This is a genomic window from Streptomyces sp. NBC_00083, from assembly GCF_026343295.1.
In the GTDB taxonomy this organism is placed as follows: Bacteria; Actinomycetota; Actinomycetes; order Streptomycetales; family Streptomycetaceae; genus Streptomyces.
The window spans coordinates 62297-86182 of the sequence record NZ_JAPELY010000003.1; the positions used below are offsets into that span (position 1 = coordinate 62297).

The following is a 23886-nucleotide window of genomic DNA, read 5'->3' on the forward strand; positions in this document are numbered from 1 at the left end:
GAGCGGCGGCCCGGCGCACAGAACCACCCCGCCCGTCCGGCGCGTCCTCACCTTCACTCGGCATCCCAACACCGACTACGCTCAGCCGAGTTGCGCCGATGACCAGGCGAGAAGGGCCGGGGGAGCCACATCATCATGAGCAGTACTAACGGGGACGGACACGGCGAGAAGGACGATTACGTCAACGGGGGGATCAAGCCGCTCGCGGCGAGCGACCCCGCGCGGATCGGACCGTATCTGCTGTTGGGCCGGCTCGGCGCCGGCGGAATGGGGCGGGTGTTCCTCGCCCGGTCGGACAGCGGGCGCACCGTCGCGGTGAAGGTCGTGCACGAGGAGCACGTGTCCGACGAGCAGTTCCGGGCACGGTTCCGCCGCGAGATCGACGCGGCGCGCAGGGTCGGCGAGCGGTACACCGCGCCGGTCATCGACGCGGGCCCCGGTGACGAACCGCCCTGGGTGGCGACGGGATACGTTCCCGGGCTCTCGCTCGAACAGATCGTGCGGCGGTACGGGCCGCTGCCCGCCGCGTCCCTGTACGCCCTCGCCGAGGGGCTGTTGAAGGCGCTCAAGGACATCCACGGCGCGGGGATCGTGCACCGCGACCTGAAACCGTCCAACGTCATGCTCACCGTGGACGGCACCAAGGTCATCGACTTCGGGATCGCGCGGGCCCTGGAAACCTCCGTGGAGTCCCTGCTGACCAGTACGGGGATGGCGGTCGGCTCACCCGGCTTCATGTCGCCGGAGCAGGTGCGCGGCCAGAGCGCCGGGGTCGAGAGCGATGTGTTCACCCTCGGATGCGTGCTCACCTACGCGGCGACCGGACAGCTCCCGTTCGGGCAGGGGGCCAGCAACCAGCACGCCGTGATGTTCCAGATCGTGGAGGGCGAGCCCGACCTGTCGGGCGTCGAGGACGAGGCGCTGCGCGCCTTCATCACCCGGTGTCTGGCCAAGGACATCGCTCAACGCCCCAGTGTGGAGGCGTTGTTGGCGGACCCGGAGCGCCCGCGTCCGAGCTCGGCGCGCGGCGCCTGGCTGCCCGCCGGAGTCGTGGCGCGCATCGCCCAGCAGTCCGCGCGGCTGCTCGACGCGGAGGCCAAGCCCCTGCGGGAGGAGCCCGTGGACCGGGCGACCATCGGCCTGCGGCCCGGGACCACGCTGCCCGAAGGGATGGCGGGGGACGGCCTCGCGGGGGACGGCACGGTCACGGCGCGCGAGCCCGAGGAGAAGCCCCGCCGCAGGCGCCGGCTCGTCGTGCTCCCCGTCATCGCGGTGCTCACCGTCGGCGGCGGCACGGTCGCCGTGCTCCAGCCCTTCGCGAGCGACGGCGGGAGCGAGGCGCGCGCCAAGACGCCGAGCAGCAGCGCGAGCGTGCATGCCAGTGCGGGCGCGAGTGCAGGTCCCGGCGTCAGCGCCACGCCTCTGGCGAGCAACTCGCCCGCACCGGCGAGCAGTTCACCCTCGACCGCGGCGAGCGATCCGGCCAAGGGCGACCCGCAGGGGCAGGACGGCAAGGGCGGCGCCGCCATCGGCGGCGCGGGCGGGCAGAACGCCCAGAACAACGGCGGCGGTTCGGCGCCCGGGACCGGGGACGGCGGCGCCAACGCGGCGGCCGGTGGCTCGACGAAGGGCGCCGGCGGGGGAGCGGCCGGCGGTTCCGGTTCCGGTTCCGGTGGCCGCACCGGATCGGGCGGAAGCTCCGGCAGCTCGGGCTCGTCCGGGTCCACCGCCGGGTCCCCGCCGCCCGCCATGACCGCCTACAGCCTGACGTACGCCAACTCCTGCGTCGGCGCGTGCTCCATGCCGATCGCCGCGAGCTGGCCCGCGGTCTCCGGCGCCACCCGCTACGACATCCACTACACCAACAAGGGCAGCAACTTCACGAAGAAGAACGTGGACACCGTGCTCTCCACCGGCGGCCTCGACTACACGATCAACGGCCCCTACTCGGGCGACGAGATCTGTGTCACGGTGCGCGCGGCCAACAAGTACGGCGCGTCCGCGTGGGCGAAGACCACGTGCGACACGGTGCCCTACTGATCCGTCCGGACGGGCGGCCGTCTGCCGCCGTGCGTACGCGGGTCTACGCCGCGCGCACCCGGCGGTGCGCGCGTCCGGCCCGCGGACCGTGCGGAATGTCGTGGGACCGATGCAGCAGCACCGTCCTCCGCAAGCGGTCGGGGGCGCGGTACGGGCGGCTGTACGCGCCGGGGGCGGGGGCACGGCGCCGGGGCCGGGGCCCCTGAGCGCCCGCCGTGCCGGGTCGCGCTCCTCACCCGCGGGCTCCGGCCCCACCGCGCCGTCCAGCACCGTGTGCACCGGCTGGTCGTCGAGTACGCCGACATCGGCAGCGGCCCCTCCGCACTTGGGCGGATGCGCGGCGGTCGCGGTGGCTTCGGGGGCGGCCGGTCCGGTGCGGTGGCGCCCCGCCGGGCGCCGGGCGGATCCACAGCGCGGTCACCCGGTGTCCGGCGGTCGGCCGCGCCGCCGCACGGGCGCTTGCGTCGCCTGCGGGAACGCGCCGCGGAGGGGCAGGGCCGAGGCGTTCACCAGCGCCGCCGCCCCCGAGCCCGGCTCCCCGCGGGGAGACCGGAGCCGCCGCCCGCAGCGTCCCCTCGCCCTCCACACGGTCCCGGCGCCCGCCCTCGAATCCGGAACCGCCCCCTCGGCCCGGCGCGGCCGCGCCGCCCACCGGCGTCGAACGACGGGCCCACGGGCGTCAACGGGCTCGTGGGGGCGCGCCGGCTCGACCGGCGCATGCCAAGCGCCGAGCGGAGAGGGCCTCCGGACGGTGGGTCGCGCGGGGCGCATGGACGGGCGCACGAGTCGGTCAACCCCCGTGTGCGTGACGGCAGTTGGCGTTCCGGCAGGTCTCCCGGCGGGAAACCGCGGAGCATGTCCTTTCGGTTGTCGCGGAATCACGATGAGTGACCGTGGCCAGGCGGGGCATGCATCCCGTGTGCGTGTTCGAGGGAAAGAAGGTCGTCACACCGTGCAGGTGGGGGTTATGACAGGGCATCAGGCAGGATTCGGTCCCGCGGGGAGCGGGCCCGTCCGGACACCTGATGCGCAGCAGGGGGACCGGCGTCTGCTGTGCAGGAGAGTGGGGCAGGGGGACCTGGCGGCCGTGCGGGACATCCGCCGCGGGCTGCGGGAACTCCTCGCGTCGTCGCCGCACGCGGACACGGCGGACGTGGCGGAGCTGCTCACCAGCGAACTGGTCACCAATGCCCTCATCCACACCGACCGGGGCGCCGTGGTCACGGCCGTGGTCAGGGAGTCCGGCCTCCGCGTCGAGGTGAAGGACTTCGTGGCCGAACTGCCCACGCCGTACCGGCCGACGACCGGCGACGGCACGCACGGCAGGGGCCTGCTCCTCGTGGAGGCGCTGGCCGACTCCTGGGGCGTGCGCGAACACGACCGCGGAAAGATCGTCTGGTTCGAACTCGACGGCGCGGCGCCACCCCGGTGTTAGGCGCGGCGCCGCCGCGGCTATCCGAACTGCTGCTCAAGGTCCTTCAGTTTGCGCTCCAGGGAGTCGAGCCGGGGAAGGGCCTGGGTGTCGTCCTCGGCGGTGAGGTCCACGGCCCTGGACGCCGGGCCGGCCGCCGCTGGGTCGGTGGTTCCGACGGCTTGCAGGGAGGGCCGGTTGCGCAGGGGCAGTTGTCCGGGCTCCGCTATGGCCGGCTCCGCGACAGCCTTGGGCTGCGCGGAGCCCGGCCCCGGGCCGATCCCCTGGACGTCGACCTGACGGCCGCCGCCCCTGCCGCGGCCCCAGGCCCGGTTCTGCCGGCTGAGCGCCTTGAAGTGCGCCCGGTCCAGCTTCTCCTGGTCCCGCCTGCGGAGCTTGTTCTCCTCCTTGGTGCGCTTGTCCTCGCGGACCTCGTCGACCGCCTCGTCCAGGGTGCGTACGCCCTCGAGGAGCATCAGCGACCAGGCGCCGAAGGTCTCCCTCGGGGCCCGCAGCCACCGCACGATGCGGATCTGCGGCAACGGCCTCGGAACCAGGCCCTGTTCCCGCAGGGCCGCCCGGCGGGTCTGCTTCAGGGCGCGGTCGAAGAGCACCGCCGCCGACAGCGACATCCCGGCGAAGAACTGCGGGGCGCCCGCGTGGGCCATGCCGCGCGGCGCGTGCACCCAGTTGAACCAGGCCGCCGCGCCCGCGAACGTCCACACCAGCAACCGGGATCCGAGCGCCGCGTCACCGTGGCTCGCCTCCCGCACCGCGAGCACGGAGCAGAACATGGCCGCGCCGTCGAGGCCGAACGGGACCAGGTACTCCCAGCCGTCCGTCAGGTTGAGGTTCTGCCGGCCGAAGCCGACCAGACCGTGGAAGGAGAGCGCGGCGGCCACCGCCGCGCAGCAGAAGAGGAGTACGTAGGACGCGGTGCCGTACACCGCCTCCTTCCTTCTGCGGCGCTCCTCGCTGCGCTCCCAGGAGTCCTCGCCGGACGCGCCGTCACTGGCGCGCTTGCCGCGCGCGAGCACTACCAGAGCCACAACGACCCCCACGATCATCACGCCGCCCGGAAGCAGCCAGTCCAGCGATATGTCGGTCAGTCGCATGCGGTGTCCCTTGCATCGCGTAGGGCGTATCGGCCGCCATACTGCTCCAGCCGTACCGGCCGGCAAGGGGGTTTCGGGGCAAGAGGACGCCAACGGAGTCCGAGGGGGGTCGGATAGGGGGTCTTGGCTCGAACCCCCGTTCCCTGAGCGCCAGTTGGGTTCGACCGGTGCTCACCCGGACGGGTGGCATGGAGTCAGGATGCCGCGCTGAGCCGCTGCACCCGGTCGGCGTCGCAGGTGCGCGGACACGTGACGCACGTTTCCTCGGGGCGGATCGTGTAGAAGAAGCAGCAGCTCGCGCGGTCCCGGGTCGGCAGGGGGCGGCCGTCGGGCGCGGTCAGCTCGCGGAAGCCGGGGGTGCCCACGTACGGCTTCGTGGTGCCGGGGAGCAGCGCGTCGAGTTCGGCCATCGCGCGCGACTCCTCGCCGAGCAGCGCGCCGACGTACCAGAGCCCCTCGACGATCTCGTCCGTCGCCATGCCCCACAGGGCCCGCTTGCCGCGCCGCATGCGCGGCCCGAAGCCGTCGAGCACCGGCGCGAGATGTTCCGCCACCGCGGCCCGCACCTCGCCCCGCAGCGCCTCCTCGTCCCGTACGACACGGGCGCCGGGCAGCGCCGCAGCCGGGTCACCGGGCAGACAGGCGAATTCCCGCACCCGTACGGTCATCCGGCCCAGCGTCCGCTGGAACGCCACGTCGGCGACCGGGATCCGCGGCACCCGCCGGTGCAGGAACCAGGGCACGGTCACGAGGAGGCAGGCCGGCCAGGCGTAGCGGTGGAAGCCGAAGGACGCGATGACGTCGGGGCGGGCCTGGTGGCCGTAGTCCCGGACGACCTGGGCGTTGTCCCAGGCCAGGAACGTGTCGAGGGCCGCGCCGCCCTCCGCGAGCTCCGCCGCGCCGACCCATCCCGCGCCCCGCGGCGCCTGCTCCGCCCCGGCCAGCTCCCTGATGCCCAGGCCGGAGAACACCTCGGCGAGCCGGGCGTAGGAGTCGGCCACGGGGCTCGGCAGCGGACGGGGCAGCAAGGTGGAGACGGTCATACGGGACCACCGAATCACGATCGTTGACAGGTAAGGCTTACCTTATCCGATCGATGCGATGTTTGAACTCGCGCTTTGTCCGCCTATGGTCTGTGGGGGGCAGGCGGAGCCGTAGGAGGCCGGGGTGGAGCAGGGCAGAGCGCGGGAGGCGGCGATGCCTCCGTCCGGGTCACCCCGCGTCCCCGGCCAGACCAGGAGCGACGCGCGCGGCGAGCACACCCACAGCGAGCCGCCCCCGCCCCGCGCCGTCCACCGTCACTCCGTGCGCGGCCAGATCCTCGCCGCGCTGCGCACCGCCCTGGTAGACGGCGAGCTCGTGCCCGGCGAGGTGTACTCGGCGCCGGCGCTGGGGGAGCGGTTCGGGGTCTCCGCGACGCCCGTGCGCGAGGCGATGCAGCAGCTCAGCATCGAGGGCGCCGTCGAGGTCGTGCCCAACCGGGGCTTCCGGGTCACCGAGCGCAGCGCCCGCGAGCTCGCCGAGCTGGCCGAGGTGCGCGCCATGATCGAGGTGCCGGTGATGATGCGGCTCGCCCGCAGTGTGCCGGCGGCCCGCTGGGCGGAGCTGCGCCCGCTCGCCGAGGCCACCACCGAGGCCGCCGCCACCGGCGACCGGGCCGGATACGCCGAGTGCGACCGCGCTTTCCACCGGGCCGTCCTCGCCCTCTCGGGCAACCAACAGCTGGTGCAGGTCGCCGACGACCTGCACCGGCGCTCCCAGTGGCCGCTGACCGCGGCGCCGGTCGCCCGCCGCGCCGACCTCGTGGCCGACGCGGCCGAGCACCTGGCACTCCTGGACGCCCTGTGCGCCCAGAACCTGGCGGTCGTCCAGACCCTCGTACGGGAACACTTCACCGGCTCGGCGCTCTGAGCCGTACCGCCCCGGGCTGGCTCAACTCCCTTGCGGGCCAGGCGATCTCAGCTAGTTGACTTACCGTCAGGTCGCCGGTGCCGGCGGCGGTACCGCGCCCAGATGGTTCACCAGCCAGGTGGGCACACCGAGGAGGCGTACGAGCCGGGCGGCCTCCGTGCGCAGCCGGGTCGAGGCCGGCTCCTCCTCCGTGTCGGCCAGCGCGGCGAGCGCCGGGGCCGTGCCGATGAGATAGCCGAGCTCCTCACGGATCCGCAGGGACTCGGTGAAGCCGTGCCGCGCCTCCGCCAACTCCCCGTCGCGCAGGGCGAGTCCGGCCAGATGGCGCCAGGTGAAGGAGAGCAGCAGGATGTCGCCGTTCGCCTCGGCGCCCTCGTGGGCGCGGCGGTAGGCGGCGCGGGCGGCCTGGGGCGCGTCGGCCACGTTCTCGGCGAGCAGGCCGCGCCGGAAGTCGAGCAGCGCCCGGCGGCGTCCGGCCGGCGCGATCAGCGCGGCCGCCCGGCCGAACGCGGAACGCGCCTCGTCCGCCCGGTCCCGCACCCCGAACAGCGTCGAGGCGTAGGCGAGGTAGCCGCGCTCGCAGGCGGCGGCGCCGCGGTCCTCGTCGCTCCGGGCGATCGCCTCGGCGCCCCGCAGCGCCTCGTCGGCCTCGGCCCAGCCGGATTCGGTGTAGACGCAGCGCTCGGTCAGGAGCGCGGTGCGCTGGAGGGCACCCGCGGGCGTCCCCGCGTGGGGTTCGAGCAGCGCTGCGGCATCCGTCCAGCAGCCGCGCGAGCGCAGCCGCCATACCGCGGTCTGGAGCGGATCCCCGTCATCTGCAGTCGTTCCGGAACCAGACATGGCGGTATGCGCCACGTTGCCCTCCCCGAGCGCGCCATCGAGCTGCTGAGTAGATCCGCATCTCAACACGGAATGGCACGCCGGGCCAAGGGGGGTGCGTGAATGAGTTCACAATCGTCCGACACTGGCCGGGATCGACTGTCAGCTCATACGAAGCGCCAGGAAGAAGTCCAGCTTGTCCTCGAGGCGCGACAGGTCACGGGCCGTCAACTGCTCGATCCTGCCCACCCGGTAGCGCAACGTGTTGACGTGGAGGTGCAGCCGCGTCGCGCACCGCGTCCAGGAGCCGTCGCAGTCCAGGAAGGCCTCCAGTGTGGGGATGAGTTCGGCCCGGTGGCGCCGGTCGTAGTCGCGCAGCGGGTCGAGGAGGCGGGCCGTGAAGGCGCGCCGCACGTCGTCCGGCACGAACGGCAGCAGCAGCACGTGCGAGGCCAGCTCGTGGTGGCCGGCCGCGCACACCCGGCCGGGGCGGGCCGCGGCGACCCGGCGGGCGTGCCGGGCCTCCTCCAGGGCGCCGCGCAGGCCCTCGGCGGAGTGCACCGCGGCGCTGACACCCAGGGTCAGCCGGCCGTCGTCGGCGAGCCCCGCCGAGAGCGGCGCCCGTACGACGTTCAGGAGCGCGTCGGCGTGCAGGCCGCCCTCGGGGTCCTCGGCCGTGACCGGGGGCAGCGGCACGAGCGCGATCGCCTCGTCGCCCGCGTGGGCCACGGCGATCCGGTCGGAGGACTCGGCGCCGACGACCGCGGGGTCGACGAGGATCTCCTCGAGGAGCGACTGGGCGACGGGACCGCTCTCGATCTCCGCGCCCGTGTCCCGCTCCCAGTCGACCCGGGCCACCACGACCTGCCAGTGCGGCGCAGATCCGAGGCCGGGCATCAGCACGGGGGCCGCGACCCTGAGGCGGGCCGCGATCTCGGCGGGCGCGGCACCGGCCTGCACCAGTTCGAGGACCTCCTGGGCCAGCCTGCGGCGCACCGTGCGGGCCGCGTCGCGCCGGTCCCGCTCGACCGCGATGAGCTGGGTGACGCCCTGGAGCAGGTCGAGCCGTGCGGCCGGCCAGTCGCTCGCGTCCGCCTCCACGGCCAGCAGCCAGTCCGAAAGCACGCTCTCGCGCACATCGCGGGCGGCGGGAGCGGCGCCCCGCCCGTTGTTGCGGATCGGGAAGAGCGAGTAGGTCACGCCGTCGACGGCGGCCCGGTGGGGACCGCGGCGACCGGTGCGGGTGGCCCCCAGGTGCTCGGCGGCGAGCGTGGCGCCCAGCGCGGGCGGCAGCGGATCGCCGATCCCCGCGATCTGCCGGCCGGTCGGAGAAAGCACCCAGGCCCGAAGATCGAGGTCGGAGCCCAGCAGGTCGAGGACGACCTCGGGGCCGCCCCCCGCCGGGCCCGACGTCATCAGCCTGCGGTGGCGGTCCACGACGGCCGCGAGGTCGCCCGCGCGCTCGCCCGAGACCTGCCGTACGACGTGCTCGGTGATGGTTGCGAACGCGACCGACTCGTTCACCGCGAAGAGCGGGAGCCGGTGGCGAGAACAAGCCAAAACAAGATCATCGGGAATGGCGCTGAGCTCCGCCTCGCCGGCCGCCAGGCCGGCCACGCCCGCACCCGCGAGGATGCGTACGAATGGCTCAGAATCTTCGGCGTCCCGGCGCCAGGCGAGACCCGTAAGGACCAGCTCGCCGCCCGTGAGGTAGCGGCTCGGATCGCGCAGGTCGGTGGTCATTACTCCCCGCACCGTACGGTCCAGCTCGTCCTCGCCGCCGAGCAGCCGCAGCCCCAGCGCGTCGGTTTCCAGAAGTGCGCGCAGCCGCATCGCGTGTCGCCGCCGATCTGTCTTGATGTTGCCGTTGGAAGACGGTGGGTCAACAGAGCACCGTCTTTCATACGAATCTACAGAACGTGAGCGGAGACCAGCCAACTGCTTCATGGTTTCGGTGACTGCACCCGAGGGATCGTGGCTTGTGTACTGATCTCACACCGCGTTAACAACACATGAACGACGGAGATGTCGAGGGCCCGCTGTCACCAGGGTCCCACCCGCAAGACCCCGATCTTCAGAAGAGGAGCCAGTCATGGACTTCCTTCGCCCGGCCAGCTGGGAGGAGGCGCTCGCCGTCAAGGCCGAGCACCCCACCGCTGTGCCCATCGCGGGTGGCACGGACATCATGGTCGAGATCAACTTCGATCACCGCAGGCCCGAGTACCTGCTGGACCTCAACCGCATCCCGGAGCTGGCCCAGTGGGAGACCGGCCGGGACAGCGTCCGGCTCGGCCCCTCCGTCCCGTACACCAAGATCATGGAGAACCTGCGGGCCGAGCTGCCGGGCCTCGCGCTCGCCGCGCACACCGTGGCCTCCCCGCAGATCCGCAACCGCGCCGGCGTCGGCGGCAACCTCGGCTGCGCCTCCCCGGCCGGTGACGCCCACCCGGCGCTGCTGGCCTCCGGGGCCGACGTCGAGGTGGAGTCGCAGGCCCGCGGCGCCCGGCTCATCCCGATCGACGCCTTCTACCGGGGCGTCAAGCGCAACGCCCTCGCGGCGGACGAGCTGATCAAGGCGATCCACATCCCCACGGCGGACGGCCCCCAGCAGTTCTCCAAGGTGGGCACCCGCAACGCCATGGTCATCGCGGTCTGCGCGTTCGGACTGGCCCTGCACCCCGCCACGCGCACCGTCCGCACCGGCATCGGCTCGGCCGCCCCGACCCCCATTCGGGCGAAGACGGCCGAGGAATTTCTGAACGCGGCGCTCGAAGAGGGCGGCTTCTGGGACAACGGCAAGATCATCACCCCGTCGATCGCCCGGCAGTTCGCCCAGCTCGCCTCGGCCGCCTGCAACCCGATCGACGACGTCCGCGGCACCGCGAGCTACCGCCGTCACGCCGTCGGCGTCATGGCCCGCCGCACGCTGATGTGGACGTGGGAGTCGTACCGGGGCGACGGTCGGACCCTGGAAGGAGCTGCATGACCATGCGCGTGAACTTCACCGTCAATGGCCGCCCGCAGCAGGCCGACGACGTCTGGGAGGGCGAGAGCCTCCTGTACGTCCTGCGCGAGCGCATGGGCCTTCCGGGTTCGAAGAACGCCTGTGAGCAGGGCGAGTGCGGCTCCTGCACGGTCCGCCTGGACGGCGTGCCCGTCTGCGCCTGTCTGGTCGCGGCCGGCCAGGCCGAGGGCCGCGACGTCGTCACCGTGGAGGGCCTGGCCGACTACGCCGCCCACCGCGCCGACGCCCACCCCGGCGCCGGCTGCGCCCCGGGCGCCTGCGGTACGTCCCTCGACGCCGCCCGGCGCCGCTCGGCCCGGGAATCCGGGAGCGAGTCCGGCGCGCGGGCCCAGGACGGGCAGACTGGAGAGGCGGGCGCGCTCTCCCCGATCCAGCAGGCCTTCATCGACGCCGGCGCCGTGCAGTGCGGTTTCTGCACCCCCGGTCTCCTGGTCGCCGCCGACGAGCTCCTGGAGCGCAACGCCGAGCCGTCCGACGCGGACATCCGCGAGGCGCTCTCGGGCAACCTGTGCCGCTGCACGGGTTACGAGAAGATCCTGGACGCGGTCCGCCTCGCGGCCGCCCGTCAGGAAGAGGCGGTGTGACCATGGCGCGCGACATCCGCACCACACCGGCCGGCACGCCCACCAATGTGTCCCAGGACCACATCAAGGGCGGCATCGGCGCATCGACCCTGCGTCCCGACGGCACCCTCAAGGTCACCGGCGAGTTCGCCTACTCCTCGGACATGTGGCACGAGGACATGGTGTGGGGCCACACCCTGCGCTCCACCGTGGCCCACGCCCGCATCGACGCCATCGACATCACCGAGGCCGTCGCGATGCCCGGCGTGTACGCCGTGCTCACCTACGACGACCTGCCGACCCAGGTCAAGCACTACGGCCTGGAGATCAAGGACACCCCGGTCCTGGCCCACGGCCGGGTCCGCCACCACGGCGAGCCGGTCGCCCTCGTGGCCGCCGACCACCCGGAGACGGCACGGCGTGCCGCCGCTAAGATCAGGATCGACTACACCGAGCTGCCGGTCGTCACCGACGAGGCCTCGGCCACCGCCCCCGGCGCGCCGCTCATCCACGAGGACCGCGACGACCACCACGCCGCGCACGTCCCGCACCCCAACATCGTGCACCGCCAGCCGATCGTCCGCGGCGACGTGGCCACGGCGCGCGGGCGCGCCGACGTGATCGTCCGGGGCGAGTACACCTTCGGCATGCAGGACCAGGCCTTCCTCGGCCCGGAGTCCGGCCTCGCCGTGCCCGCGGACGACGGCGGCGTCGACCTGTACGTCGCCACGCAGTGGCTGCACTCCGACCTCCAGCAGATCGCCCCGGTCCTCGGCCTGCCGCCGGAGAAGATCCGCATGACGCTCTCCGGCGTCGGCGGCGCCTTCGGAGGCCGCGAGGACATCTCGATGCAGATCCACGCCTGTCTCCTGGCGCTGCGCACGGGCAGGCCGGTCAAGATGGTCTACAACCGCTTCGAGTCGTTCTTCGGCCATGTGCACCGCCATCCGGCGAAGCTCTCCTACGAGCACGGCGCCACCAAGGACGGCAGGATCACGCACATGACGTGCCGGATCGTCCTGGACGGCGGCGCCTACGCGTCGGCCTCCCCGGCCGTCGTCGGCAACGCCTCCTCGCTCTCGGTCGGCCCGTACGTCGTGAACGACGTCGACATCGAGGCGATCGCGCTCTACACCAACAACCCGCCCTGCGGCGCCATGCGCGGCTTCGGCGCCGTCCAGGCCTGCTTCGCCTACGAGGCCCAGATGGACCGGCTCGCGGCGGAGCTGCACATGGACCCGGTCGAGTTCCGGCAGCTCAACGCCATGGAGCAGGGCACGGTCATGCCGACGGGACAGGTCGTGGACTCCCCGGCGCCGGTCGCCGAGCTGCTGCGCCGCGTCAAGGCCCGCCCGCTGCCGCCCGAGCAGCAGTGGCTGTCGGCCGGCGAGGCCGCGGACGTGCGCGCCCTGCCGGGCGGCCTGTCCAACACCTCGCACGGCGAGGGTGTCGTGCGGGGCGTCGGCTACGCGGTCGGCATCAAGAACGTCGGCTTCTCCGAAGGCTTCGACGACTACTCCACCGCCCGGGTCCGCCTGGAGGTCATCAACGGCCGGCCCGTCGCGATGGTCCACACGGCCATGGCGGAGGTCGGTCAGGGCGGTGTCACCGTGCACGCCCAGATCGTCCGCACGGAGCTGGGCGTCGCGCAGGTGACCATCCACCCGGCCGACACCCAGGTCGGCTCCGCCGGTTCCACCTCCGCCTCCCGGCAGACGTACATGACCGGCGGCGCCGTGAAGAACACCTGCGAGGCCGTCCGCGCCCGGGTGCTGGAGATCGGCCGCCGCAAGTTCGGCTCCTACCACCCCGCCTGGGCCACGGCCGAGCTGCTGCTCGAAGCCGGCCAGGTCGTCACCGACGGCGGCGAGGTCCTCGCCGACCTGGCGGACGTCCTCGAGGGCGAGGAGATCGATGTGGAGCTGGAGTTCCGGCACCGCCCGACCCAGGCGTTCGACCTGGTCACGGGCCAGGGCAACGGCCACGTCCAGTACACCTTCGCCGCGCACCGCGCGGTGGTCGAGGTGGACACCGAGCTCGGCCTCGTCAAGGTCGTCGAGCTCGCCACCGCGCAGGACGTGGGCAAGGCCCTCAACATGCTCTCCGTCGTCGGCCAGATCCAGGGTGGCACCACCCAGGGACTGGGCGTCGCGGTGATGGAGGAGATCATCGTGGATCCGAAGACCGCGAAGGTACGCAACCCGTCCTTCACGGACTATCTGATCCCGACCATCCTCGACACTCCGGCCATGCCGGTCGATGTCCTGGAACTCGCCGACCCGAACGCGCCGTACGGCCTGCGCGGTGTCGGCGAGGCCCCGACCCTCTCGTCCACCCCGGCCGTCCTCGCGGCGATCCGGGACGCGACGGGTCTGGAACTGAACAGGACTCCCGTCCGCCCCGAGCACCTCACGGGAAACGGAGTCTGATCCCCCGGGATCCCCCAAGCCCTCCGGGCGGTGCGTGCCTCCCAGGAACGTCACACTTCCGAAGCCCGCACCGCCCGGAGCACACCAGTACCGCACCGCTCGCGGTCCTCGTCACCAGCAACACCAGCACCACCAGTCACACCAGAAATATCCGTAACACCCGTAGTAATCAGCACCACCAGCAGTACCGAGCACCACCAGCAACACCTGTAGCCATCTGCACTGCGGTACCCGTGGGTACCCCCGCAGGAGCAGACACCGTTCGTCTCGGGCCGTCCCCCGGGTCGTGCAGCCCACGCATCAATCCCAAATCCCGCAGCTTGTCTGACCTGAAGACTTCACGTCTTATGCGGGTGCCCCTGTGAACCTTGGGAGTAGGCACCATGACCCAGCAGTCTGTGGAGCCCAAGACCACCGTCGAGGACGCGGGCTCCGGCTCCCGTCCCCCCGCCGGCAGGTCTTGGCTCGACCGGTACTTTCACATATCCGAGCGGGGATCCACGCTCGCGCAGGAAGTGCGCGGCGGCATCACCACCTTCATGGCGATGTGTTACATCCTCCTGCTCAACCCCCTGATCCTCTCGACGCCCGACGTCGACAAGCACACGCTGGGCCATGCGGGCCTGGTGACCGCCACCGCGCTCGCGGCCGCGGTCAGCACCCTGCTGATGGGCTTCATCGGAAAGGTTCCGCTCGCGCTCGCCGCCGGACTCAACGTCTCCGCGGCGCTGACCACCCAGGTGGTCCCCAACATGACCTGGCCGCAGGCCATGGGCATGTGCGTCATGTACGGCGTCGTGATCATGCTCCTGGTCGTCACCGGCCTCCGCGAGATGATCATGAACGCCATCCCCCTGGCGCTCAAGCACGCCATCACCATGGGCATCGGCATGTTCGTCGCCCTGCTGGGCCTGGTGAAGGCCGGATTCGTGGGCAAGGGCCCCGAACACGGTCCGCCGGTCACCCTCGGCCTGACCGGCGAGCTCGTGGGCTGGCCCGTCTTCTTCTTCGCCGTCACCCTGCTGCTGATCTTCGCGCTCCAGGCCCGCAAGGTGCCCGGCGCGATCCTGATCGGCATCGTCTCGGGCAGCGTCCTGGCCTTCGTGGTCACCAAGGTCGCCGGCCTGACCGACGCGGACTGGGGCGGCACCGCTCCCGGCCTCAGCGGCAGCGCGGTCTCCACGCCCGACTTCGGCCTCTTCGGCCACGTCGAGTTCGGCGGCTGGGGCTCCATCGGCGCCATCAGCGTGGGCATGATCGTCTTCACACTGGTGCTCGCCGGCTTCTTCGACGCGATGGCCACCATCATCGGCGTCGGCCAGGAAGCCAAGCTCGCCGACGACCAGGGCCGTATGCCGGGCCTGTCCAAGGCACTGTTCATCGACGGCGCGGGCGGCGCGATCGGTGGCGTCGCCGGCGCCTCCGGCCAGACCGTCTTCATCGAATCGGCGTCCGGCGCCGGTGAGGGAGCCCGTACCGGTCTCTCCTCCGTCGTCACCGGCCTCTTCTTCGCGGCCTGCCTCTTCTTCACCCCGGTCACCCAGCTCGTTCCCGCCCAGGTCGCCTCCGCGGCCCTCGTGGTCATCGGTTCGATGATGATGAGCGCCGCCAAGCACGTGGACTGGAGCGACCGCTCGGTCTCCATCCCGGTCTTCCTCACCGTCGCCCTCATGCCGTTCACGTACAACATCACCGCCGGTGTCGGCGCTGGTGTCATCGCCTACACCGTGATCAAGGCGGCCCAGGGCAAGTGGCGTGAGATCGGCGGGTTCATGTGGGCCCTGACGGCCGTCTTCACCATCTACTTCGCGCTCCATCCGATCGAGAGCTGGCTGGGCGTCAAGTAGCGGCCGTGCCGCTGGTGCCCTCCGCACATCCGTAAGGAGAACCGAACATGCTGGACATCGCCGATGAGCTCAACCGGTGGGTCGAGCAGGGACGCGAGTTCGCCGTGGCCACCGTGGTGGCCGTCGGCGGGAGCGCGCCCCGACAGCCAGGAGCCGCCCTCGCGGTCGACAGCGAGGGTACGGCGATCGGCTCGGTCTCCGGCGGATGTGTGGAGGGCGCCGTCTATGAACTGTGCCGCCAGGCGCTCGACGACGGCGAGACCGTCCTCGAACGCTTCGGGTACAGCGATGAGGACGCCTTCGCGGTCGGTCTGACCTGCGGCGGCGTCATCGACATACTGATCACCCCGGTCGGGGCGGGCTCCGCCGCCCGGCCGGTCTTCGCCGCCGCGCTCGCCGTCGCGGCCCGCGGCGAGGCCGCCGCCGTCGCCCGCGTCACCGAGGGCCCGGCCGAACTCATGGGCCACGCCCTGCTCGTCCACCCCGGCGGCGGGTACGAGGGCGCGCTCGGCGGCCACCCCGAACTGGACCGGGCCGTGGCCGAAGAGGCCGTCGCCCTGCTCGACGCCGGCCGCACCGCCACGCTCTCCCTCGGGGCCGACGGCCGCCTGTGCGGACAGCCGCTCACCGTCCTGGTCGAGTCGAGCGTCCCGGCCCCCCGCATGATCGTCTTCGGCGCCATCGACTTCGCCGCCGCCCTGGTCAGGGTCGGCAAATTCCTGAACTACCACGTCACCGTCTGCGATGCCCGGCCCGTCTTCGCGACCAGGACCCGCTTCCCCGACGCCGACGAGATCGCCGTCGAGTGGCCGCACCGGTACCTGGAGCGCACCGCCGTCGACCCCCGCACCGTGCTGTGCGTCCTGACCCACGACGCGAAGTTCGACATCCCGCTGCTGGAGCGCGCCCTGCGGATGCCGGTCGCGTACGTCGGCGCGATGGGGTCCCGCCGCACCCACCTCGACCGCAACAGGCGGCTCCGCGAGGCCGGCGTCTCCGAACTCGAACTGAACCGGCTGCGCTCCCCGATCGGCCTCGACCTCGGCGCCCGTACGCCCGAGGAGACCGCCCTGTCCATCGCCGCGGAGATCGTCGCCAACCGGCGCGGAGGCAGCGGTGTCCCGCTGGCCGGGGCCCACACCCCGATCCACCACGACGGCTCGGGACCGACGGGACGGCGCATAGGCTCGGTCGCCTGACCGGTGCCGGGGCGCCGTCCGGGCGCCTCCGGGCGCCTCCGGGCGCCTCCGGGCGCCGCCTCCGCGCCCCCGCCCCCGACCCGCCCGTTCTGTTGGTGACTGCCCGTTTCGTACGGGTTAGGGTCCCGCCATGAGCGAGCTGCAGTTCCGCGACGTGCCCGAGTCCGACGTCGACCGCGCCCTGGAACTGTGGTGGCTCGTCTACCACGACCGGCCCGACGAGCCGGAGAAGCGCGCCTACCACCGCGCGATGGTGCTGCGCTGCGACCGCGTCGGCGCCTACGACGGCGACGCGCTCGTCGGCTTCCTCGTCGCCCACCGCTTCACCCTGTCCGTGCCCGGCGGTGAACTCCCTTGCCCCGGACTCACGTTCGTCTCCGTCGCCCCCACCCACCGCCGCCGCGGCGTGCTCTCCGGCATGATCGCCGAGGTGTTCCGGCGCTGCGCCGGACACGGCCGCCCCATCGCCGCTCTCTGGGCGACCGAGGCCGCCATCTACGGCCGCTTCGGCTTCGGCGCCGGCACCTACGGCACCTCCGTCGAGATCGACTCCACCCGCCCGCTCGCCCTGCGCGTCGACCCCGACCCGCGCGCCCTGCGCCTCATCGACCCCGAGGACGTCCCCGCCGAACTCGGCCCCTACTACGAGGCCACCCGGGCCCGCCGGGCCGGCCGCGTCGCGCGCGACGCCGCCCGCTGGCGCGGCGAGTGGCTGCCCGAGACCGACGAGGACGACGAGGAGCTCGGCCCGCCCCGCATCGTCGGCCTCGGCGCCCCGGACGAGCCGCTCGCCGGATACGCCCTCTACCGCACCCGGCGCGAGGACGACCCGGCCAAGCCCGGCACCGTCCAGGTCGCCGAGCTGGCCGCGGACACCCCGGCCGGCGAGGCCGCGCTGTGGAACTACCTCGCCGGCATCGACCTCACCGGCACCGTCCGCGCCTGGGGCCTCGCGCCGGACGACCCGCTGCTCCTGTTCGCCACCGACCGGGACCAGGTCAAGGCCGTCGCCCAGTTCCCCGCACTGTGGATCCGCCTGGTCGACGTGCGGGCCGCGCTCACCGCCCGCTCCTGGGCGGCCGAGGTCTTCCTCGCCCTCGAAATCCGAGACGACCGCATCCCGGCCAACTCCGGCCGCTTCCGCCTGACCGCGTCCGAACACGGCTGCGCCTACGAGCCGACCGCGGCCGAGCCCGACCTCACCTTCGACGTACGTGACCTGGCCGCCTGCTACCTCGGCGGCACCGAGGTCCGCCGCCTGGTCCTCGCCGGCCTGGTGACCGAGCACACCCCGGGCGCGGCGGCGGCCCTGGACGCGGCGCTGCGTACCGCGGAACTGCCGCACACGGTCGACGAATTCTGACCGGGCGCACCGCAGGGGGAGGGCCCCGCGCGGCCCGGGGCGACGGGCCTCTCGCGCGGAGCGACGAGGCTCTCCCCGCGAAGTGACGAGGCTCTCCCGCGGGGCCGGCCGCGGCGGGGACGAAGGTCCCGGGTGAACCGCGGGTGAACCGCCTGCTGAGCGAGGGAACCGGAAAGAGCCTTGGCGCGGTCTTTGCTTGCGCGTTAGGGACCAAGGTCCCGGCACGCGGCACCCGCACCGCGCGCATCGGACCGCTGACCTCTCGTCAACCCCCTTGATGTGCGGGGATGTTGCCGAGAAGGGGGGTTTTCCGTCCCTACCCGGCCGGAGAATTCACATTTCGGGATTCGAGCGCGATCGTGCGATCGTGGCCAACTGGTGAAGCTCCGCTGCCGAACCGGCACGTACCGAGGGGATGGGGAAACCATGGCGCGACTGACCGCCCACACACGCCGCATCGTGATGGCCGCGGCCGCGGCCGTCGTCATGACGGGCGGCGTGGCCGCCGCGGTGTTCCTCGGCAGCGACACATCCGCCGACGGTCCCGGCCCCATCCTCGCCCACTCCACGGCGACCTCGGACTCCGACGACAAGCCCGGCGGCCGGCCGGCCACTCCGTCCAGGTCCGCGGGCGACGACAGCGCGCCGGACGGCTCGGACGGTTCGCGCGGCGCCACCGGTCCCGCGGCGCCGCCCGGCGCCTCCGGCATATCGGAGACGATCGACCACGCCACCGAGAGCGGCGGCAAGTCCGTCTCGATCACCATCGACGACGGGCCCAGCCCGGTCTGGACGCCGAAGATCCTCGCGGTCCTCAAGCAGTACGGCGTCAAGGCCACCTTCTGCATGATCGGCCCGCAGGCCAAGGCCACTCCGGCGCTCGTCCGGCAGATCGTCGCCGCCGGCCACCGGCTGTGCGACCACACGGTCAGCCACGACGAGGCCATGAACAAGAAGCCCGTCGCCTACCAGAGCACCGAGATCCTCGACGCCCAGAGGATGATCGAGGACGCGTCGGGCGGCGCCAAGGTGCAGTACTTCCGCGCACCCGGCGGCGCCTTCACCCCGGACAACCGGCACATCTCCGCCACCCACGGAATGCGCCCGCTCGGCTGGAACGTCGACACCAAGGACTGGAAGCAGCCCGGCACCGCGACCATCGTGAACACGGTGAAGCACGAGCTCAAGAACGGCCCGATCGTGCTCTTCCACGACGGCGGCGGCGACCGCGCCCAGACGGTGAGCGCTCTCAAGGAGCTGCTGCCCTGGCTGGCGCAGCAGGGCTACACCTTCAGCTTCCCCGCCGTCTGAGCACCGCCGCCCCTGTCCTGACGCTCCCTCGGCTTCCGGCGTGCCCGTCACGGCATCGTCGCCCACAGCGCACAGTGGTGTCCGGGGCCCGGCCGCACCGGACCCGAGCGGTCCGGGGCGAGGCTCTGGACCTGAGAGCGCGACCAGCGGGGCGCGCCCCCGCCGTTGGGGTCGCCGGAGCGGGCGAACCGCGTCCAGTACCCGATCATCGTGCCGGCCAGGTGCTGCTGAGCCGCCGTCATCTCGCGTGGCCTGCCGCCCAGATCGAAGAGGTAGGGCAGCTCGGTGGTGTGGGTGGCGCCCAGCGGGAACGGCGGGGGAGCGGGCAGCGGCCGCGGCGGGTCGGGGTCGGCGAACTCGTAGCGCCAGGTCCGCCCGCGCGCCGCGAACAGCGACCCCGTCCGCAGCGTCGGACAGGCGTAGTCCGCGTCGCCGATGACCGCGCCGAACACCGGTCCGCCGTCGGTGTCGCCCACCGGGTACGCGCTCACCACCTCCGCGGCGCGATCCGGGTCCGGCACGAACTCCCCTGCCACCTCGGGCCAGTTCGCCGGGGTGACGGTCGTTCCGGCCGCCATGATGCCCGCCGCCCAGATGGTGCCCTCGTCATGGTTGGCGCCGACGAGCACCGGGACGCGGGCCGTCCGCCCCGAGGCGAGCGCCTCCGCCGGATCGCGCGGCAGCAGCCGCGTGCCGTACTCGGGCTGGGCGTCCGCGCCCTGCGCCGCGAGCAGCCGGGCGACCGGCACCCGGCGCAGACACCCCGGCACATCCGCCGCCTTCGCGCAGCCCACTGCCGCGACGAACCGCGCGCCGGCCGCCTCGGCCGCCTCGGGGGCCACCGCGTACGGGGCGAACGGGCGCGCCGGGCCGCCCGTGCAGGGCCCGCTCTCCATGATCGCGCGCTGGAAGAGCCCGGCCGCCGCCGGCGAGGCGAGCTGGGCGCAGACCGCGTAACTCCCGGCCGACTCCCCGGCCAGGGTCACGTTCCGCGGATCACCGCCGAAGCCCCGGATGTTGTCGCGCACGTACCGCAGCGCGGCCTGCTGGTCGGCGAGGCCGAAGGTGCCCGAGCCCGCCAGCCCCGGCCGCCCGAGGAAACCGAGCGCGCCCAGCCGGTAGTTGACGGTGACCACCACGACGTCGCCGTCCCGCGCCATGCGGTGCGCGTCGTAGGAGCTGCCCGTCCCGCTGGTGAAGCCGCCGCCGTGCAGCCACACGATCACCGGCCGGGGGCGGCCCGCCGACGCGCCGGCGGGCGCGGTCACGTTCAGATACAGACAGTCCTCGCTCGTGCTGCCGCCCGGCACCTCACCGGCCGGCTGCGCGCAGGCCGCGCCGGGTTCGGTCGCCTCGCGCACCCCGGACCACGCGGCGGCCGGGCGGGGCGGCGTCCAGCGCAGCGCGCCGACGGGCGGCGCGGCGTACGGGACGCCGTCGAAGACGCGGTAGCCGTCGCGCGCCGCGCCGCGCACCGCCCCCGCCAGGGTGTGCACCACCGGCGCCGCCGACGAGGGCGGCGGCGCCGCGAGGGGGAGCGTCAGGGCCAGCGCGCCCGCGAGCGCCGCCACCATCGCGCGCACGTCAGCCACCGCCCATCCCGCCCTGCGCCGCGACCAGCGTGGTCCCGAGCCCCCGGACGGCACGGCCGAGCGCGGGCGCGACCGCGTCCAGGTGCCCGGTCAGCTCCTCCACGCGGTCCCTGCGGGCCTTGGCGTCGGCGCGCGACACGACGTGGTGCGCGCCGCCCGCCGCGGCGAGGGCCACCAGGACCGCCTCGTCCGGCCCGGCGGGGCCCGCGCCCCGCAGCACCGCGGCGAGCGCGCCCTGGAGCGCCCGTACCTCCGCCGCGTCGCACACCGACACCGCGCGCCGGGCCGGGCGGGGGAAGGCGGCGGGCCGCTCCCGCACGGTGATCACCCCCAGCGCCGCCAGCCGGCCCTCGACGGCCGCCAGGGTCTCCTTGCGGTCGGTGCGCAGCCACGCCTTCCAGGTGCGCCGGTGCGCCCCGAGACGGGGCAGGACGAGATCGAGGACGGGGTCGCCGGTCGCGCCGCCGTCCACGACCGCCACCTCGCCCGCGCGATCGGCGACACGGCCCGCGCGGGCCAGGTCGGCCAGGACCGCGACACGCAGCAGGAACCCGGCCCGGGTGCGGTCGTACAGTGCGCCGGAATCGGTGTCGTAGGCCGTGAGATACGTCCGGCCGTACAGGGAGAGCGTCATGGAACCGACGCTAGGCACTCGCCGCCGCCGCGGGATCCACCCGGCGTACGGATCCGCGCTCGGCCCACGGGATGAGTGCGCGCCCGAATCACTCCGGAGGATGAGGCGGCCGGAAGGGACCGCCGGGGACCGGCCGCGCGGCGGGCGGCTCAGCCCCGGCGGGGCTCGACCAGGCCGTGGTCGTACGCGGCGACCACCGCCTGGACCCGGTCGCGCAGGCGCAGCTTGCGCAGCACCGCCGACACATGGGTCTTGACCGTCGCCTCCGACAGATGCAGCTGCCGGGCGATCTCGGTGTTGGAGAGCGCCTGCCCGATCAGGGTGAGCACCTCGCGCTCGCGCGGCGACAGCTCGGCGAGCGCGGCCGGCGCCGAGGGGACGGTGGTGTGTGCGAACCGGTCCAGCATGCGGCGGGTCACGGTCGGCGCGAGCAGCGCGTCGCCGCGCGCCACCACCCGGACCGCCTCGGCCAGTTCGGCGGGTCGGATGTCCTTGAGCAGAAACCCGCTGGCTCCGGCGCGCAGCGCGGTCAGGACGTGTTCGTCGAGGTCGAAGGTGGTGACGACGAGGACCCGGGTCGCGCTGCCCGAGGCGACGATGGCCCGTGTCGCGTCGATGCCGTCCATCACCGGCATCCGCACGTCCATCAGGACGACGTCGGGCCTCAACTCCTCAACCAGGCGCACCGCGTGACGTCCGTCGGTCGCCTCGCCGACCACTTCGAGGTCGTCCCGGGCGTCGATGATCAGGCGGAACCCGCCGCGCACCAGCGCCTGGTCGTCGGTCACCACCACGCGGATCGTCACGGTGCGTACCTTATCGGCAGCTCGGCGTGGACCTCGAAACCACCGCCGGGGCCGGGGCCCGCCTCCAGGGTGCCGCCGAGGAGCGTGGCCCGCTCGCGCATCCCCGCCAGCCCCCGCCCCGCCCCGGCCGAGCGCCGACTCCGGTTCCCCGGGCGGCCGTTGTCGCTCACCTCGACGCGCACCGATGCCGCGGTCCGGCACACCGAGACCCGCACCCGGCTCGCCCCCGCGTGCCGCATCGTGTTGGTCAGCGCCTCCTGCACGATCCGGTACGCCGCGAGCCCCACGGCCGCCGGGACGTCCTGGCCGGTGCCCTCCTCGTGCAGCTCGACGGTGAGGCCCGCGGCCCGCGCGTTGGCGGCGAGCCCGGCGAGATCGCCGAGCCCGCGCGCCGGCCGGCGTCCGTCGTCGTCCGCGCCGCCCGGCCCGCCCGCTGCGTCGTGCCCGTCCTGCCCGTCGTGCCCGTCGTGCTCACCCGTCTCGGCGCGCAGCAGCAGCCGCAGCTCCGCGAGCGCCGAGCGGCCCGCGCTGTCGATGGCGCGCAGCGCGTTCCTCGCCTGCTCGGGGTGGGTGGTGAAGACGTCGTCGGCGGCGCTCGCCTGGATCACCATCACCGAGACGGTGTGGGCCACCACGTCGTGCACCTCGCGCGCGATCCTGGCCCGCTCCTCGGCGACCGCCCGCCGCGTCTCGGCCGCCAGCCGGTCCTGGTGGGCCCTGCGCCACTGCCCCGCGGTCCAGGCCAGCGTCACGGCCAGGACGTGGGTCACCAGCGCCAGGGTGCCCGCGCCGGTGTAGGCCAGCGGGGCGAGCGCCAGCATCCCGAGCAGCCACCACCGCGAGATCCGTACCGGTCGCAGCGCCGACACGACGCACAGGGCGATCTGGGCCCCGAGAAAGGCGCCGGTCAGGCTCAGAGCGGGGAAGAGCAGCCACATCGCGCAGTCGAGCAGGGCGCTCCCCGCGAGGACCGCACCGGGCCGGATCAGCACCCACCGGAGCAGTACGGCCTGCGCGACGGCGAGGACCAGGGCGGCGACGGCCCGCGCGCCGGTGCCGGCCGCGAGGAAGGTGGGCACCGCCACCCCGAGCACCAGTACCGCCGAGCCCGCCCGTGACATCCGCAGCGCCCGCGCCGTCACCGGTGTTCCGCCGCCGTCCGCACCGCGCAAGAGACCCACGCCGCGACGCTATCAAGGCCCGCGCCGGCCGTACGTCAGGCCGAATATTCCCGTCCCGTGCCACGGAAATTTGCGCAATGTACGGCGAGGTTTCCTGGCGGCACGCCCAAAATGGTGGTATTTGCCGTGCCTGCATCCCGGAACCGTGCTACTGTTGATCCCAGTTGCAGTTGTGGTTCCCAAAGACTTCAAGTGCCTCGATGGTTTTATGCCGTCGGGCGCTTTTGTATTTCCGGTGCTTTTTCCGGACGGGGCAATCATCGCGGTAACGACGGGGTCAGCACAGTGCGGACCCCCGGGCATTGCCCCGAAGGAGATATGACATGGCTACTGGCACCGTGAAGTGGTTCAACGCGGAAAAGGGCTTCGGCTTCATTGAGCAGGAGGGTGGCGGCCCGGACGTGTTCGCCCACTACTCGAACATCGCCACCCAGGGCTTCCGTGAGCTTCAGGAAGGCCAGAAGGTGAACTTCGACGTCACGCAGGGCCAGAAGGGCCCGCAGGCCGAGAACATCGTGCCTGCCTGACGCTGAGGCGTTTTCTGCACGCGGCTGGGGCCCGCACCTTGGGGTGCGGGCCCCAGCCCGTTGCTGTTCCACCGGGCCCGCCGTCACGATGTGACGGCACTCTCGCGGCCCGC

General features: G+C 73.1%; 19 protein-coding genes. 11 read left to right on the forward strand and 8 right to left on the reverse strand.

Features of this window, described 5'->3' with window-relative positions; genetic code table 11:
• Nucleotides 1-135: 135 nt before the first annotated feature.
• Nucleotides 136-2040, forward strand: coding sequence for a serine/threonine-protein kinase (locus OOJ98_RS24190; protein WP_267057121.1), 1905 nt, complete (start codon nucleotides 136-138; stop codon nucleotides 2038-2040).
• A 1063-nt stretch (nucleotides 2041-3103) separates the two neighbouring features.
• Nucleotides 3104-3475 (forward strand): ATP-binding protein, encoded by a 372-nt coding sequence (locus tag OOJ98_RS24195; RefSeq protein WP_323177931.1) that lies wholly within the window; start codon nucleotides 3104-3106, stop codon nucleotides 3473-3475.
• Nucleotides 3476-3492: 17 nt separating this feature from the next.
• On the opposite strand, the gene OOJ98_RS24200 is transcribed toward OOJ98_RS24195, so the two are convergent.
• The gene (locus OOJ98_RS24200) at nucleotides 3493-4566 is read right to left on the reverse strand and encodes a DUF2637 domain-containing protein (protein WP_267057123.1); all 1074 of its coding nucleotides are present in this window, start codon (nucleotides 4564-4566) and stop codon (nucleotides 3493-3495) included.
• A 194-nt stretch (nucleotides 4567-4760) separates the two neighbouring features.
• On the reverse strand, nucleotides 4761-5609 hold the full coding sequence (locus OOJ98_RS24205) for a (2Fe-2S)-binding protein (protein WP_267057124.1): 849 nt from the start codon (nucleotides 5607-5609) through the stop codon (nucleotides 4761-4763).
• 154 nt (nucleotides 5610-5763) lie between these two features.
• Between OOJ98_RS24205 and OOJ98_RS24210 the strand changes: the two genes are divergently transcribed.
• The gene (locus OOJ98_RS24210) at nucleotides 5764-6477 is read left to right on the forward strand and encodes a GntR family transcriptional regulator (protein WP_267058216.1); all 714 of its coding nucleotides are present in this window, start codon (nucleotides 5764-5766) and stop codon (nucleotides 6475-6477) included.
• A 66-nt stretch (nucleotides 6478-6543) separates the two neighbouring features.
• Here OOJ98_RS24210 and OOJ98_RS24215 read toward each other — a convergent pair whose 3' ends face one another.
• Both OOJ98_RS24215 and OOJ98_RS24220 read right to left on the reverse strand, forming a co-directional pair.
• Complete coding sequence (locus OOJ98_RS24215; protein WP_267057125.1) at nucleotides 6544-7317, reverse strand: hypothetical protein; 774 nt, start codon at nucleotides 7315-7317, stop codon at nucleotides 6544-6546.
• 141 nt (nucleotides 7318-7458) lie between these two features.
• Nucleotides 7459-9129, reverse strand: coding sequence for a PucR family transcriptional regulator (locus OOJ98_RS24220; protein WP_267057126.1), 1671 nt, complete (start codon nucleotides 9127-9129; stop codon nucleotides 7459-7461).
• A 259-nt stretch (nucleotides 9130-9388) separates the two neighbouring features.
• On the opposite strand from OOJ98_RS24220, the gene OOJ98_RS24225 reads away from it, so the two are divergent.
• From OOJ98_RS24225 to OOJ98_RS24255, 7 genes are all read left to right on the forward strand, one after another.
• The gene (locus OOJ98_RS24225; protein ID WP_267057127.1) at nucleotides 9389-10282 is read left to right on the forward strand and encodes a xanthine dehydrogenase family protein subunit M; all 894 of its coding nucleotides are present in this window, start codon (nucleotides 9389-9391) and stop codon (nucleotides 10280-10282) included.
• 2 nt (nucleotides 10283-10284) lie between these two features.
• Nucleotides 10285-10905 (forward strand): (2Fe-2S)-binding protein, encoded by a 621-nt coding sequence (locus tag OOJ98_RS24230; RefSeq protein WP_267058217.1) that lies wholly within the window; start codon nucleotides 10285-10287, stop codon nucleotides 10903-10905.
• 2 nt (nucleotides 10906-10907) lie between these two features.
• The gene (locus OOJ98_RS24235) at nucleotides 10908-13313 is read left to right on the forward strand and encodes a xanthine dehydrogenase family protein molybdopterin-binding subunit (RefSeq protein WP_267057128.1); all 2406 of its coding nucleotides are present in this window, start codon (nucleotides 10908-10910) and stop codon (nucleotides 13311-13313) included.
• 383 nt (nucleotides 13314-13696) lie between these two features.
• Nucleotides 13697-15160 (forward strand): NCS2 family permease, encoded by a 1464-nt coding sequence (locus OOJ98_RS24240; protein WP_267057129.1) that lies wholly within the window; start codon nucleotides 13697-13699, stop codon nucleotides 15158-15160.
• Between the two features lie 47 nt (nucleotides 15161-15207).
• A complete protein-coding gene (locus OOJ98_RS24245) occupies nucleotides 15208-16359 on the forward strand; it encodes an XdhC family protein (protein WP_267057130.1) in 1152 nt (383 codons plus the stop codon).
• 130 nt (nucleotides 16360-16489) lie between these two features.
• Complete coding sequence (locus tag OOJ98_RS24250) at nucleotides 16490-17722, forward strand: GNAT family N-acetyltransferase (RefSeq protein WP_267057131.1); 1233 nt, start codon at nucleotides 16490-16492, stop codon at nucleotides 17720-17722.
• Nucleotides 17723-18148: 426 nt separating this feature from the next.
• Nucleotides 18149-19033 carry a polysaccharide deacetylase family protein gene (locus OOJ98_RS24255; protein WP_267057132.1) on the forward strand — a complete coding sequence of 295 codons (885 nt, stop codon included), beginning with the start codon at nucleotides 18149-18151 and terminating at the stop codon, nucleotides 19031-19033.
• A gap of 47 nt (nucleotides 19034-19080) precedes the next feature.
• Here OOJ98_RS24255 and OOJ98_RS24260 read toward each other — a convergent pair whose 3' ends face one another.
• From OOJ98_RS24260 to OOJ98_RS24275, 4 genes are all read right to left on the reverse strand, one after another.
• Complete coding sequence (locus OOJ98_RS24260) at nucleotides 19081-20625, reverse strand: carboxylesterase/lipase family protein (RefSeq protein WP_267057133.1); 1545 nt, start codon at nucleotides 20623-20625, stop codon at nucleotides 19081-19083.
• On the reverse strand, nucleotides 20618-21259 hold the full coding sequence (locus OOJ98_RS24265; RefSeq protein ID WP_267057134.1) for a GPP34 family phosphoprotein: 642 nt from the start codon (nucleotides 21257-21259) through the stop codon (nucleotides 20618-20620). Before OOJ98_RS24265 ends, OOJ98_RS24260 begins: the two co-directional genes overlap by 8 nt.
• Nucleotides 21260-21408: 149 nt before the next feature.
• Nucleotides 21409-22065 (reverse strand): response regulator transcription factor, encoded by a 657-nt coding sequence (locus OOJ98_RS24270; protein ID WP_267057135.1) that lies wholly within the window; start codon nucleotides 22063-22065, stop codon nucleotides 21409-21411.
• Complete coding sequence (locus tag OOJ98_RS24275; RefSeq protein WP_267057136.1) at nucleotides 22062-23246, reverse strand: sensor histidine kinase; 1185 nt, start codon at nucleotides 23244-23246, stop codon at nucleotides 22062-22064. Before OOJ98_RS24275 ends, OOJ98_RS24270 begins: the two co-directional genes overlap by 4 nt.
• A 323-nt stretch (nucleotides 23247-23569) precedes the next feature.
• Between OOJ98_RS24275 and OOJ98_RS24280 the strand changes: the two genes are divergently transcribed.
• Entirely contained in the window at nucleotides 23570-23773 is a 204-nt protein-coding gene (locus OOJ98_RS24280; RefSeq protein WP_018536328.1) for a cold-shock protein, read from the forward strand.
• The last annotated feature ends 113 nt before the right edge of the window (nucleotides 23774-23886 follow it).

What these genes read in the sequence shown, in the direction of transcription:
- OOJ98_RS24205 (WP_267057124.1), bottom strand. Translation starts at nt 5,609, where the DNA reads ATGACCGTCTCCACCTTGCTGCCCCGTCCGCTGCCGAGCCCCGTGGCC.
- OOJ98_RS24225 (WP_267057127.1), top strand. Translation starts at nt 9,389, where the DNA reads ATGGACTTCCTTCGCCCGGCCAGCTGGGAGGAGGCGCTCGCCGTCAAG.
- OOJ98_RS24265 (WP_267057134.1), bottom strand. Translation starts at nt 21,259, where the DNA reads ATGACGCTCTCCCTGTACGGCCGGACGTATCTCACGGCCTACGACACC.
- OOJ98_RS24215 (WP_267057125.1), bottom strand. Translation starts at nt 7,317, where the DNA reads ATGTCTGGTTCCGGAACGACTGCAGATGACGGGGATCCGCTCCAGACC.
- OOJ98_RS24220 (WP_267057126.1), bottom strand. Translation starts at nt 9,129, where the DNA reads ATGCGGCTGCGCGCACTTCTGGAAACCGACGCGCTGGGGCTGCGGCTG.
- OOJ98_RS24230 (WP_267058217.1), top strand. Translation starts at nt 10,285, where the DNA reads ATGCGCGTGAACTTCACCGTCAATGGCCGCCCGCAGCAGGCCGACGAC.
- OOJ98_RS24245 (WP_267057130.1), top strand. Translation starts at nt 15,208, where the DNA reads ATGCTGGACATCGCCGATGAGCTCAACCGGTGGGTCGAGCAGGGACGC.
- OOJ98_RS24200 (WP_267057123.1), bottom strand. Translation starts at nt 4,566, where the DNA reads ATGCGACTGACCGACATATCGCTGGACTGGCTGCTTCCGGGCGGCGTG.
- OOJ98_RS24255 (WP_267057132.1), top strand. Translation starts at nt 18,149, where the DNA reads ATGGCGCGACTGACCGCCCACACACGCCGCATCGTGATGGCCGCGGCC.
- OOJ98_RS24280 (WP_018536328.1), top strand. Translation starts at nt 23,570, where the DNA reads ATGGCTACTGGCACCGTGAAGTGGTTCAACGCGGAAAAGGGCTTCGGC.
- OOJ98_RS24210 (WP_267058216.1), top strand. Translation starts at nt 5,764, where the DNA reads ATGCCTCCGTCCGGGTCACCCCGCGTCCCCGGCCAGACCAGGAGCGAC.
- OOJ98_RS24250 (WP_267057131.1), top strand. Translation starts at nt 16,490, where the DNA reads ATGAGCGAGCTGCAGTTCCGCGACGTGCCCGAGTCCGACGTCGACCGC.
- OOJ98_RS24240 (WP_267057129.1), top strand. Translation starts at nt 13,697, where the DNA reads ATGACCCAGCAGTCTGTGGAGCCCAAGACCACCGTCGAGGACGCGGGC.
- OOJ98_RS24190 (WP_267057121.1), top strand. Translation starts at nt 136, where the DNA reads ATGAGCAGTACTAACGGGGACGGACACGGCGAGAAGGACGATTACGTC.
- OOJ98_RS24235 (WP_267057128.1), top strand. Translation starts at nt 10,908, where the DNA reads ATGGCGCGCGACATCCGCACCACACCGGCCGGCACGCCCACCAATGTG.